The sequence below is a fragment of the Pedobacter agri PB92 genome (assembly GCF_000258495.1).
Lineage (GTDB): Bacteria > Bacteroidota > Bacteroidia > Sphingobacteriales > Sphingobacteriaceae > Pedobacter > Pedobacter agri.
In genome coordinates this window covers 15,911-28,164 of sequence record NZ_AJLG01000051.1, presented here as the reverse complement: position 1 = coordinate 28,164, position 12,254 = coordinate 15,911, and the positions used below count along the sequence as shown (strand labels likewise).

Below are 12,254 nucleotides of genomic sequence, written 5' to 3'. Positions count from 1 at the left end.
ACGTACACACTTAATACATTTGCTAAAACTGCTCTGGGCTGCAATACATTAATAATCAAATCATTTCTGTCGACGCTAAAACTCTCTTCTTTCTGCGTATCATAGTCGTAACCTCTTCCGTTTTTATCTGCACCATAAGCGAACTGAATCTTGTTTTTCGTAAGCAAATCTGCCAGTTTTTTTAATCTTGATAAGTTACTGGCTTTAACAACATAGGTTTTATAAATACCAGGAGCCGTGTTCATTTCCTGCTGAAAATACTTTTTATATTCTTCCAGTAATTTGCCTTGATTTTGAGAAGATACCTCAATCGTTGACATTCCTGTTGCGAAATGGTGTGCAATACGATCTTTTAACGTTAAGGTATCACCATTGTTGGTTACCACTGATAAACCAGCCCTGATGCCACCTTGTTCGTAGGTCATGCCGATGGCACCATTATATAAGGGATAAGTATCACCATAAGACGGGTAAAGTAAATCGAAACGCTCTTTTGTAAAATATTGCCAGCCTTCTGCATCAAAGTATCGGGCATTATTTTTTCCCACCACGACCTGAAAACTTCTTTGCCAAGGGGTAATATCCTGGTGAACAGGCTCGGCAGCTGGTGCGAAATAATATGGCTCATTATAGCTTTGTTCATGAAAATCGACATGTACCTGAGGCATCCAGTTATTATATAATGCCAATCTTTGCTTACTTTCCATTTGGGTTTGCCAGGCCCAATCGCGGTTCAAATCGAAATAGTAATGGTTAGGGCGACCGCCTGGCCAAGGCTCTATATGCTCACGCGAAGTAGGATCTGAATTTGGTGTTTTACCTACAACGCTGTTGAAATAGTTGACATAGCGGTCTCTACCATCAGGATTTAAACATGGGTCAATGACTACTACCGTATTTTTTAACCATTCATTGGCTTGTGTATTTTGACCTGAAGATAAGGCATACAGCATTTTCATCGAGGTTTCGGTAGAGTTGGCCTCATTACCATGAACATTATAGCTTAACCAAACCAATGCAGGCTGCGATTTAAGATCAACCGTATTATCCGATCCTGTCGCCAGTTTTAAGTTATTGGTGCGTATTTGCTCTAATCTTGAGATATTTTCTGCAGATGATATCGCTACAGCAAGTAGTGGCCTTCCTTCATTGGTTTTGCCATATTCAATTAGTTTTATGTTTTTGGGTGAAGCTGCTGCCGTTTGTCTGAAATAATCTACTACCTTATAATGTGGTGTAAAGTGTGATCCAAGTTCGTAGCCTAAAAAATCATCAGGTGACTTTACTTGTGCAATTGCACCAAATGCTGAGATTACCAGGAGCAGGCAGAACGTTATGCTTTTCTTCATAAAACAATTAAATTTTATCTAATGTAGTAATTTTGCTTTTTGTTAATGCTAAACCTTAATTTTACAGCATATTTTTTACGAAGAACATGATTACAACCGCTCAATTCTACCACCATTTTCTTGAAAATCCTACCGTTTCAACTGATACCCGAAACATTACACCAGGCTGTATCTTTTTTGCACTTAAGGGCGATCATTTTAATGCAAATGAGTTTGCAGCGCAAGCATTGGAGAAAGGTGCATCGTTTGTTGTTATTGATGAGGAAATTTACGCCATAAATGAAAAATGTTTGCTGGTTGAAGATGTACTTACTGCCCTGCAGAATCTAGCCCGTTACCACCGCGAACAATTGAATATTCCTGTAATTGGACTTACGGGCAGCAATGGTAAAACCACCAGTAAAGAATTGGTAAATGCTGTTTTAACAGAGCGATTTAAAACATTTGCCACCTTTGGGAATCTCAATAATCATATTGGTGTGCCACTTTCAATTTTATCAATCACTCATGATGTTGAAATTGCGGTGATTGAGATGGGGGCCAATCACCAAAAGGAAATCGAGTTACTTTGTTCGATTGCTCAACCTACTCATGGCATCATTACCAATGTGGGCATGGCACACCTGGACGGATTTGGTGGGTTTGAAGGTGTAAAAAAGGGTAAAGCAGAACTTTACGCCTATCTGAAAGAAAACAATGGTTATACTTTTATCAATAGAGACAATGCTCATTTAATGGAAATGAGTGCTACCTCCGGATTAAATAAGCTGATATATTATGGTACTGAAAATGGAAACACCATAAAAGGCAATTTAAAAAGCAGTGATCCTTTTATTGAAGTAGAATGGACCAATCATGATGTTTCTTCTGTTGTAAAAACAAATTTAACTGGCAGCTATAACTTTGAGAATATTCTAGCCGCGATCTGCATTGGCGATTTCTTCGATATGAATCCTGAAGAAATTAACATTGGCTTGGCCAATTATCAACCCAAAAACAACCGTTCGCAGCTCACAAAGACGGATCACAATACAGTTATCTGCGATTTCTACAACGCCAACCCAAGTAGCATGACCGCGGCTTTAAACAATATTGCTGTTTTATCAGCAGATAAAAAATCAGCCATTTTAGGTGATATGTTTGAACTTGGTCCTGAATCTAACCTACAACATGAAAAGATTGCAAAGCAAGCTTTTGATAGTGGATTAAACCAGCTTATTTTGATTGGAAAGTATTTTTATGCTTTAAAGGATCAATTTGATGCATTGTTTTTTGAAACTCCTGCAGAAGCGGCAGCCTACATTCAGCAAAATCCAATCGAAAATCATCTGGTTTTACTAAAAGGATCCAGAGGGATGAAGCTGGAAAGTTTATTGCAGTATTTATAATTATATAACAGCAAAATACAGACACAAAAAAAAGCGCTGTAGATTTCATACAACGCTTCTTTTTTTGTTATTTAATAATAAAAGCAAGTGCTAAGGTGACTTATTTCACTTCTTCTATCAATACTCCCACATCACTTACCTCAACTAAGGGATTATCTCGCATGTTTTGTTCAATCTCAATTTCAAACTTGCCATTTCTGGGGAAACGATGATTTTCAAGTAGAGGTAGCGTGTAGCTAAAAACATTACCAGAACCGCTTCCGAGCCATTCGCCGTCATTCTTTGCCAGCTGAAACTCAAAACGTTGGTTAACCGTGTTTTTCCCGTCCTTAAAGTGAGCAAGAATAAAAATGTTCGAATATTTGTATTCTGCGGTATGCCTTAACTTAAAATAAACATTATAAGCTTTCGTATTATCTTTGATTTTAAATGAGGTGATAATGTGGTTACGATAAGTCCACTTGCGATCTGGAATTTCCACATTGCTATCAATAACATTAGACGAACATCCCACAAAAAGAGATGCCACCAATAAAAAGCAAAATAAGAACGCTGTCTTTTTATTCAGAAGCAGGTTTATTCTCTGAGCCATTTTGATTTCGGCGGTTATTGTTTTTCCTACGGTTATTTCTGTTTTTATTTTTGCTTTGCTCAGGTTTTGCACCCTCAACATTTAACTCGCCATCTGCTTTAGCTACAGGTTTTTGCTGTTGAGGCTTCGGATTATTGCTTTGAGGTCTCGGTCCCTGAACGTGCTGCGGTTTTGGAACCGCCTGTTGCTGGGGCTTCTGATTGTTGCCTTGTGGCTTCGCTGCCGCATTTTGCTGTGGACGAGGTCCGTTTTGCTGTGGCTTTCCCCCTTGTTGCGGCTTTTGTGCACCCTGTTGTTTATTACTCGGTGATGCATTTTTATCGCCAGCAGGAACACGTTCCCTTCGGTTATCGTTTTTCTGATTGCGGTTTTTCTGATTGCGGTTTTGGTTATTTCTCCCTTTAGAACGTTCATCCAAACGGGTTAAACTATCCTGACCCACTACATTTTCATAATCAAAAGATTTTTCCACTACCACAGGTGCAGCAATTTGAACAGCTTCCTCTTTTAAATTAGGCGCTTTTTTGCCAGCCTTATTCATTGCCATGATTTCTTTTACACGGGCGGCTTTCACCGGAATCCAGTTTTCATCGCCCTGGTAACTGAACCACATGATTTTTTTGAAAATATCGGTTTTCTGATGACGGGCATATCCTGCCTCAGTATCTAAATTTTCAATACGATCCGGGATATCTTTCAGCGCATCTAAATAAGTATCAAGCTCATAGTTTAAACAACATTTTAACTTACCGCATTGTCCGGCAAGCTTTAAAGTGTTCAAAGAAAGATTTTGATAACGGGCCGCGGCTGTAGAGACGGTTTTGAAGTTGGTTAACCAGGTAGAACAACATAATTCACGTCCGCATGAACCAATCCCGCCTAAGCGGCCGGCCTCCTGGCGCATACCAATTTGGCGCATTTCAATCCGGATCCGGAAACTTTCGGCCATTTTTTTAATCAGCTCACGAAAATCAACACGGCCATCTGCAGTATAGAAAAATGTAGCTTTTGTTTTATCAGCCTGGTAATCCACGTCGCTAATTTTCATTTGCAAACGAAGATCCAAGGCCAGTTTACGGGCTTTATGCATGGTTTCCCATTCCATTCCCTTAGCTGCATTCCATTTTTCTACATCAGCCTCTGTCGCTTTGCGATAAATTTTCTTGGTAACCTGATCCAAAGCCGTTTTACGGCGTTTCATTTGGATACGCACCAGTTCACCTGTTAACGAAACATGCCCTACATCAAAACCTCCGGTTGGCCCTTCAACAGCAACCAACTCGCCAATTTCTAAATAAATATTATCGTTATTAAGGAAAAACTCTTTACGCGATCCTTTGAATTTTATTTCTGTAACCTGAAAAGGTTTATAATTTGAAGGCATATCCAGGTTGGATAGCCAATCGTGAACTTCCATTGTCTGACACCCACCGGTGCCACATGAGCCATTACTTTTGCATCCATTAGGGGTGCAACCACCACCTGTTGAACAACTTCCACATCCCATATCTAATTGTATATATATTGAGTCCCCGCAGGGAGCGTTTTTAAACTTTATAATTTTTACCAACTGTAAAGATACATCTAAAAACAGAATTTTAGGGTTTGCATTCCTTTCGATGTGGTAATGTGCTTTTTCCAGTTCGCCAATAATGGCTTCGGCCATAGGCAAAGTGAGCACGTGAGTACTTAGCTTTTTTGCGGTTTCAAATGTTAAAGGGGGCAGTTTTACCAACGCTTCTGCACCACTTAAAATCAGGCAGCACTCCCGCAAATAATTTACACCATACTTTAAAAAATTCTTTTGATTTTCTCTTCCCCACTTTGCTGCATCATCTGTAAAATCGATCAAATCAGGTACTTTATTTCCGAATCCCATTCGCAGCCAGGCCGTAAAAGTTCCTGAGCTGTCGCTCTGCGTGTCGGCAGCCAGGGCTTTTGCTTCAATTAGATTTCCATCAGCAAGGAAAGCATAATCAATCGCCTGATGTGCTGTCAAGCCGCTAGAATGCATTAAATAACTGGAAACTTCTTCACCGGTCAGCTTCGGAATTTTCACAATCTGCGTTCGCGATAAAATGGTAGTTAGAATCTGGTCCTGACTTTGCGCAATCAAAATAAACAGCGTATTGGCAGGCGGCTCCTCAATTAATTTCAACAAAGCGTTCCCTGCTTTATCCAAATACTCAGGCAACCACATTATTAAAACCTTTGTTTCAGCTTCAAATGCTTTGTAACTCAGTTTTTTTATAATATCGTGGCACTCCGCAATCGGAATATTGGCTTGTTTATTAGCAGCATCCAGCTTCGATCGCCAAATATCCATATCAAAATAAGCATCATGCAACAGCATGTTTCGCCAATCTTCCAGCACATCAATAGCCGTTTTGGTATTTGCAGATGCAAAAAAAGGGTAAGAAAAATGCAAATCGGGATGAATCAAACGTTCATACTTTCTGCAGCTCGAGCATTCGCCACAACTATCAGCCTCTTGTTTATCTAAGCAATTGATATACTGCGCATAAGCAATCGCCAACGGTACAGCACCCGAACCAGCCGGCGACAAAAAAAGTTGCGCATGGCTCACGCGGTTTTCTTTAACCGTTTGCACCAATTGTTGCTTAACCTTATCCTGTCCGATGATTTCCTTAAACTGCATTTGGTGCAAAATAAGAAATAGATATGATATTCACCGCTTCATCTGGCCGAACTTGTTTCGGAACAGGTGAATTTTAAATTTTCAAGACAATAAATGGATGTAGAAAAGCAGCCTTTTGTAAATGCTTTATTTAGTGTGGTCCCTCTTTCCGCTATATCTTTTATTGTGAATGATCCGGCAGGGCATTAAATAGCTGCAACAATAAAAGGATGCCGCTGCAATAGGGTTTATTTACGCCGGCCTTGTTTTCAAAATAACAAGCACAAAAAAGGCCGCCCAAATTTGAGCAGCCAATTACGAAATTATCGAAATATTAAAATCTGTAACCAATACCAATGTTAGCACGAATTCCAGCCCATGGGCCTTTAAAATCTACCACTGCACCATTAGCGGTTACTGTACTTGAAACATTTCCTACTGGTAAATCAATTTCATCTAACTCGCTTTTCAAATCTTTTTGCTCCTGTGCTGATAATGTTTTTGTTCCTGCTAAATTTCCACGAGAAATTCCGTACTGAGGGCCAAAAAATCGACCAGTCTAAATAAAACTTATTGGCAATTTCCCATTGCGCACCAAATAAAACACCTGCCGTATAAGTATTTAATTTTCCACTCAATGGAATCATTTCTGTTCTGTTGTTAGAATCAAATTCGTAGTTGATAGAGGCATTATAGTTTGCATATTTTAAAAACGGAGCGATGTAAAAACCTTTAAATACACCCTTACCCATATAAAATTTAATCTCCGGTGTGATGGCAAAATTTCCCATCTCTAAACTTCCCAATTGATCATCAATGCTGTCGAAAGATGAACTAAAAGGCAAAGAACCTTTCGGCATCATCCTAACACCTAAGCCTACACTGGTTTTACCAAAAATGGCTCTTTCGTATTGAACATGAAGTGTTTTCAAGGCCAGTGACGGAAGATTTAACTTAACCAGGTTTTTCTCTGCATCATCGGCTTGATTTACCTTTTGCGCAAAACTGTTTAATGATAATAAGCCCATTGCAGCAATAAGGCTTAATGATTTTGTAAATTTTATTTTCATTATTTTTTTGTTTGATTCAGCTTTACTTTGCAAATCATCAGCCAGTTGTGCCAATGCCATTAACAGTTATAGACACCGCTTATTGGCTGAATACCAATGCAAACAGTGTTGAAATAAGGGGAAAAGTCGCCACATTTTTGGTGTCAAAAACCCATTTCTTAAAAAACCTTACCTTTGGACTTTTAAATATTTTATGGCTAGAATTTTGGCTTTTGATTACGGAACAAAACGCATCGGCATTGCAGTAACCGATCCTTTGCAGATTATTGCAACCGGACTGGATACCGTTCACCCTAAAAATGCCATAGAGTACATTAAAAAATATTTACTTGCCGAGCAGGTAGAAGCCTTTGTTTTAGGCGATCCGAAACAAATGGATGGATCAGATTCTGATTCTAAACAACATGTTAAAGGGTTTTCAACCTTGTTAAAAAAAGCTTTTCCAACTATACCGCAGCATTGGGTCGATGAACGTTTCACCTCGAAAATGGCACATCAGGCCATTATGCAAAGCGGCCTGAAAAAAACCGACAGACAGAATAAAGACCGGGTGGATACCGTTGCCGCGACGATCATTTTACAATATTTTATGGAAACCCACCGTTTATAACCCAATACATGAGCCTGATAAACGACGATTTACAACAACTGCTACTTAACTATTGCGAACCCGAGAGCGAATTGCTTCAACATATCGACCGCGAAACAAACTTAAAAGTTCTAATGCCAAGAATGCTTTCCGGCCATTATCAGGGCAGGGTTTTAAGTATGCTAAGCAAAATGGTTACACCAAAAAGAATTTTGGAAATTGGCACCTTTACCGGTTATGCCACCCTTTGTTTAGCTGAAGGATTATCAGCGGATGGGCTCATCTATACACTTGACATTAATGCCGAACTGGAAGATATGGTTCGGGCTAATTTTGAAAAATCGCCATTGAACTCCAAAATCAAATACATTTTGGGCGATGCAAACGAAACCTTAAATCAACTGGATGAAGTTTTCGACATCGTATTCATTGACGCCGATAAAAAAAACAATGGCACTTATTACGATTTAGTTTTCGACCGCGTTCGTCCGGGCGGAATCCTCATTGTGGATAACGTACTATGGAGTGGAAAAGTACTTCAGGAAAAACAAGATAAAGACACCAGAAATATCACTAGTTTTAATGATAAAATAGCTGCAGATGAGCGGGTTGAAAAATTGATATTGCCCGTGAGAGATGGGCTGTTTGTAATTAGGAAAATTGGTTAACTGAACAAATATCAAACTGTTCAATTGAATTAGGTTACCATTAAACGTTTCCAACAGTTAAACATTTAACCAAAACAAAAACTCGTTATTACGAGATACAAAGTAATCCGCAGCATGAGATTGCTTCGTACCTCGCAATGACGGCAAGAGAAAACAAAATGAAAAATATACTTACTTTTTGCCTTTTACTTTTAAGTGTAATTATAGCCAAAGCACAAGACACAGAAGATTATATTACAGAACATGTAGAAGTTGCTCAGGAATTAATGCGTGATCATAAAATTCCCGCCAGTATTATCCTGGCAGTTGCCATTCACGAATCTGCCGCCGGCAACAGCCGGATTGCGCAACATTTGAATAATCATTTCGGAGTTAAAGGTCCAAATAACAATGAGGAAATCCGCTCTGCTTACCGCGATTACGAAAGTGATGAAGAATCATACAATCATTTTGTAGAGCTGATGGAAACCAGAGCTCCGTTTAACAGCTTGTTCGATAAATATGATCAGTATGATTATAAAGGATGGGCCAGGGGAATTCAACGTTCGGGATATGCCCGCAGCCGCACCTGGGCCAGCCAGGTGATTGCCATGGTAAACAAATACAATCTTTATCAATACGATGAACGCCCGGAAGATTATGTGGAACCGATAACCAAGGCTAAGGTTTATCACCGCAAAAAAAGACTACTTCACGAATATATACCGTAAAGGCGGGCGACAACTTAGGCGCTATCGCCAAAAAGAAAGGTACAACAGTTAAATCACTGATGAAAAGAAACGGTCTGAAAAAAGTAAACCTAAAGCCAGGGCAGAAGATCAAGTTTTAAATGATACATAACACGTTTTAACTTGCCACCTTAAATAACCAATTAACAATTTCAACAATTAACCATAAAATGCATTTATCTTATCGATTATCTTTTCTGTTCATCATTTTAGCTTTTGCCAGTTCATGCAGTTCAAGAAAATTTTCGAAAAACAATAAACAGATTGAGAAGGCGGCCAATAAAGCCACTAACAACAGTTATAAAAGTTATAACACATTAAGTTATATTGACGAATTTAAAGCAGTGGCGATAGAGGAGATGAATGCCTTTGGTATTCCGGCCAGTATTACGCTGGCACAAGGAATTCTAGAATCAGGCAGTGGAAACAGCGATTTAGCAAAGTATGCCAATAACCACTTTGGCATTAAATGTACTTCTGACTGGAGAGGAAAAAACTATTTCCGTGATGATGATCAAAAAAATGATTGTTTCAGGGTATACAAAGATGCCCGTGAATCTTTTAAAGATCATTCTGAATTTTTGAAACGTAAACGCTATAGTTTTTTGTTCCAGCTGGATAAAAACGATTATAGAAGTTGGGCACAGGGTTTAAAAACCGCCGGTTATGCTACCAATCCAAAATATCCTGATTTACTGATTAATATGATTGAAAAGTACCAGCTTTATCAGTATGACCAATCAGAAAGCGAGAAACAAAAAATTGCCCGTGAAGACCGGGTTTTTTCTGAAATTAATCAAAACATCCCGCAGGAAAAAAAGAAGTTTACGCCTGTTGACACCCCTCCGCCTGGGGCAAAGCCAATTTTAGCCGATGGCAATTATACTGTTATTAAGGGTGATACACTTTTTAATATCGCAAAACGCTTTAACTTATCTATTGATGAACTGAAAATGTTAAACGAAATGACCACCGACGGTATTAAACTTGGGCAGGTGCTTAAGGTTAAATAATGTTAACGGTAAACATTGCCTGCCAGATATTTGTAGTTTTGTAAACACATGAAACTTTTTGTTGCCTTTATTTTATCCGTCGGCCTGGCTACATCGCTTTTTGCACAAACAAAACCGGTGCAGGGTATTGTCATTGATAAGGAAACGAAGCAACGCCTGGCAAAAGTTTACATTTATAACATTAGAACAGGAGATGGGTTATATAACAATACAAAAGGTGAATTTAGCACCTATGCAAATCCTGGAGATACCTTAGTAGCGGCGCTTGCTGGTTATGGCGTTGATACCATCGTTTTTAAAGGTCAAACCGCAGCTTATTTTCAATTGAAATCACTGGGAATTAGGTTAAGGGATGTTGTGATTCAGCAAAAAAGATTAACGCCACAGCAGCAATATGAAAAATCGGTTAGCGAATACCGCTACCAAACCATGAAAGGCAGCAGTAAAGATCTACTGAATTTAGGAACCGGTGGCGTGGGATTAGGCATTGATGCAATTTATAATTTATTGAGCCGTCAGGGTAGAAATGCCCGTCATTTACAGAAAATTTTAGAGAAAGATTACCGTGAAGACCTGATTGATTACCGTTTTAATGCTTCATTGGTACAGCAGGTTTTAAACATTAAAGAAACCGAACTCACTGATTTCATGCAACAATACCGGCCAACCTATCAGTTTGTGCTCGATGCTGATGATTATGCTTTTAACGTATTTATCCGAAATGCGTACAGAAGCTATCGCATAAATCCAAAGGCATTGCAATTGCCTCCTTTGCCGAAACTAACAATTGAAAAATTGTGAAAGCGCCCATTATCATCGTTAAGAAATTGCCTGCCGCAGGGATGGCTATATTTCCATTTATTCTGTTAAAATCAGAAAGACTTAAGGCCGACAAGGAAATAATCAATCATGAAAAAATTCATTTAAGGCAACAGCTCGAATTGCTGATTATTCCATTTTATGTGTGTTATATTATCAATTATTTGATTAATTTGATAATTTACAAAAAACACCATCTGGCCTACCGTAAAATCATTTTTGAACAGGAAGCTTACCGATTTGAAGGCGACTTAAACTACCTGAGGAATAACAGCTGGTATGGCTGGGTTAAATCGATATAGTAGGCTGCATTCGGCACATTGGCAACTACAAATCAGATATTCATTTTGTTAAACCCTTTTTATCTATAGATTTTTTCTTTTTCTTTGTATCCAATGAAGAATTGTTTAGCTGCCCTTATCCTTATTCTAAGTATCTGCTCCACAAAGTTATATGCACAGGTAATTGACACCGTTCCGATCAATACAAAAGACCTGAATATAAAGCTTAAACGTAGTCCTTTACCGAGCAGGCAAGGGCCGTTAAATTTTGAGCCTGTAAAAATCCCTCCCTTTGTTGTAAACGCGAAGGTAAACTACTGGAAAACCAAAACTTCTATTGGCATTAACGTAAACCAGGCACAATTCAGTGATAACTGGAAGGGCGGCGGTGTTAATTCCGTTGCTGTTGGTGGCTTACTCAACTGGAAAGCAGAATACAACAAAGCCAGCTACAGTTACGTAAGTGAGGTGATCTTGCAATATGGTAAAATCAAAAATAAAGATCAGTTGCAAAAGAAAACGAACGATCGAATTTTCTGGGATAACAAAGCATCGTTTCAATTGTCAAAAAACTGGTTTTTCTTCGGATCTGTAAACTTTGAATCGCAGTTTGATAGTGGTTATCGTTATTTTAGAGATGGTAATGGTGAAGAACAGCAAGTCTTGATTTCCAGGTTCATGTCGCCAGGTTATTTAACTGAATCAATCGGTTTTGAATACAAGCCAAACAAATATTTCTCCACACGAATTGGTACGGGTACTGCCCGCCAAACATTTGTTTTAGATACGGCAGTTTATGACAACAAAGCCAATGTATTTGGGGTTGATAAAGGCAAGCATTTTAGAAATGAGCTCGCTTTCCAGGTGGTGAGTGCCTTTGATAAAGATATTTTTAAAAACACCAACCTGAAAGCACGTTACGCCATGTTTATTCCTTATGAAGATATTGCTGTAAAACGAATCGATCATAGGTTGGATGTTGCCTTAACCGCAAAAATTAACCGTTTTATGAATACTAGTTTAACGGGTGTAATCCTGTATGATACCGATACTGATGCAAAGGTTCAGGCCAGTCAGACTTTGGCGTTGGGTTTTGCTTTTGTTTTCCCTCGGTAACGT

At 38.8% G+C, this 12,254-nt stretch carries 13 protein-coding genes; 8 read left to right on the top strand and 5 right to left on the bottom strand.

What is annotated here, in order from left to right; translation table 11 throughout:
* The coding region (locus tag ON09_RS09605; protein WP_010600847.1) for a M14 family metallopeptidase at window positions 1–1,349 on the bottom strand (1,349 nt) is incomplete at its 3' end.
* Between the two features lie 86 nt (window positions 1,350–1,435).
* Between ON09_RS09605 and ON09_RS09600 the strand changes: the two genes are divergently transcribed.
* Window positions 1,436–2,737 (top strand): UDP-N-acetylmuramoyl-tripeptide--D-alanyl-D-alanine ligase, encoded by a 1,302-nt coding sequence (locus ON09_RS09600; RefSeq protein WP_010600846.1) that lies wholly within the window; start codon window positions 1,436–1,438, stop codon window positions 2,735–2,737.
* A gap of 100 nt (window positions 2,738–2,837) precedes the next feature.
* Here the strand turns inward: ON09_RS09600 and ON09_RS09595 are convergent, their stop codons facing one another.
* The 4 genes from ON09_RS09595 to ON09_RS09580 all read right to left on the bottom strand — a co-directional run bounded on the left by ON09_RS09595 (window position 2,838) and on the right by ON09_RS09580 (window position 7,037).
* Window positions 2,838–3,329 carry a gliding motility lipoprotein GldH gene (locus ON09_RS09595; protein WP_010600845.1) on the bottom strand — a complete coding sequence of 164 codons (492 nt, stop codon included), beginning with the start codon at window positions 3,327–3,329 and terminating at the stop codon, window positions 2,838–2,840.
* Window positions 3,298–5,988: a regulatory iron-sulfur-containing complex subunit RicT gene (ricT, locus tag ON09_RS26820; RefSeq protein ID WP_010600844.1), complete on the bottom strand. Its 2,691-nt coding sequence runs from the start codon at window positions 5,986–5,988 to the stop codon at window positions 3,298–3,300. The genes ON09_RS09595 and ricT overlap by 32 nt, the downstream gene beginning before the upstream one ends.
* 313 nt (window positions 5,989–6,301) lie before the next feature.
* Entirely contained in the window at window positions 6,302–6,439 is a 138-nt protein-coding gene (locus tag ON09_RS25160; RefSeq protein WP_157258906.1) for a hypothetical protein, read from the bottom strand.
* Window positions 6,420–7,037, bottom strand: coding sequence for a DUF3575 domain-containing protein (locus ON09_RS09580; protein WP_157258905.1), 618 nt, complete (start codon window positions 7,035–7,037; stop codon window positions 6,420–6,422). The genes ON09_RS25160 and ON09_RS09580 overlap by 20 nt, the downstream gene beginning before the upstream one ends.
* Window positions 7,038–7,230: 193 nt before the next feature.
* On the opposite strand from ON09_RS09580, the gene ruvX reads away from it, so the two are divergent.
* The 7 genes from ruvX (at window position 7,231) to ON09_RS09545 (ending at window position 12,251) form a co-directional block, all read left to right on the top strand.
* Complete coding sequence (gene ruvX / locus ON09_RS09575; protein WP_010600843.1) at window positions 7,231–7,647, top strand: Holliday junction resolvase RuvX; 417 nt, start codon at window positions 7,231–7,233, stop codon at window positions 7,645–7,647.
* 8 nt (window positions 7,648–7,655) lie between these two features.
* Window positions 7,656–8,294, top strand: coding sequence for an O-methyltransferase (locus tag ON09_RS09570; RefSeq protein WP_010600842.1), 639 nt, complete (start codon window positions 7,656–7,658; stop codon window positions 8,292–8,294).
* Window positions 8,295–8,452: 158 nt separating this feature from the next.
* The gene (locus ON09_RS09565) at window positions 8,453–9,004 is read left to right on the top strand and encodes a glucosaminidase domain-containing protein (RefSeq protein WP_010600841.1); all 552 of its coding nucleotides are present in this window, start codon (window positions 8,453–8,455) and stop codon (window positions 9,002–9,004) included.
* Between the two features lie 188 nt (window positions 9,005–9,192).
* Entirely contained in the window at window positions 9,193–10,035 is an 843-nt protein-coding gene (locus ON09_RS09560) for a glucosaminidase domain-containing protein (RefSeq protein ID WP_010600840.1), read from the top strand.
* 48 nt (window positions 10,036–10,083) lie between these two features.
* Window positions 10,084–10,836, top strand: a complete 753-nt coding sequence (locus ON09_RS09555) for a hypothetical protein (RefSeq protein ID WP_010600839.1) — start codon at window positions 10,084–10,086, stop codon at window positions 10,834–10,836.
* On the top strand, window positions 10,833–11,156 hold the full coding sequence (locus ON09_RS09550; RefSeq protein WP_010600838.1) for a hypothetical protein: 324 nt from the start codon (window positions 10,833–10,835) through the stop codon (window positions 11,154–11,156). Before ON09_RS09555 ends, ON09_RS09550 begins: the two co-directional genes overlap by 4 nt.
* Window positions 11,157–11,249: 93 nt before the next feature.
* A complete protein-coding gene (locus ON09_RS09545; RefSeq protein ID WP_010600837.1) occupies window positions 11,250–12,251 on the top strand; it encodes a DUF3078 domain-containing protein in 1,002 nt (333 codons plus the stop codon).
* Window positions 12,252–12,254 lie beyond the last annotated feature (3 nt).

Excerpts from the sequence above, each read along its gene's own strand:
- ON09_RS09595 (WP_010600845.1), bottom strand. The coding sequence starts at position 3,329 with ATGGCTCAGAGAATAAACCTGCTTCTGAATAAAAAGACAGCGTTCTTA.
- ON09_RS09565 (WP_010600841.1), top strand. The coding sequence starts at position 8,453 with ATGAAAAATATACTTACTTTTTGCCTTTTACTTTTAAGTGTAATTATA.
- ON09_RS09555 (WP_010600839.1), top strand. The coding sequence starts at position 10,084 with ATGAAACTTTTTGTTGCCTTTATTTTATCCGTCGGCCTGGCTACATCG.
- ON09_RS09545 (WP_010600837.1), top strand. The coding sequence starts at position 11,250 with ATGAAGAATTGTTTAGCTGCCCTTATCCTTATTCTAAGTATCTGCTCC.
- ON09_RS09600 (WP_010600846.1), top strand. The coding sequence starts at position 1,436 with ATGATTACAACCGCTCAATTCTACCACCATTTTCTTGAAAATCCTACC.
- ON09_RS09570 (WP_010600842.1), top strand. The coding sequence starts at position 7,656 with ATGAGCCTGATAAACGACGATTTACAACAACTGCTACTTAACTATTGC.
- ruvX (WP_010600843.1), top strand. The coding sequence starts at position 7,231 with ATGGCTAGAATTTTGGCTTTTGATTACGGAACAAAACGCATCGGCATT.
- ON09_RS09560 (WP_010600840.1), top strand. The coding sequence starts at position 9,193 with ATGCATTTATCTTATCGATTATCTTTTCTGTTCATCATTTTAGCTTTT.
- ON09_RS09580 (WP_157258905.1), bottom strand. The coding sequence starts at position 7,037 with ATGAAAATAAAATTTACAAAATCATTAAGCCTTATTGCTGCAATGGGC.
- ricT (WP_010600844.1), bottom strand. The coding sequence starts at position 5,988 with ATGCAGTTTAAGGAAATCATCGGACAGGATAAGGTTAAGCAACAATTG.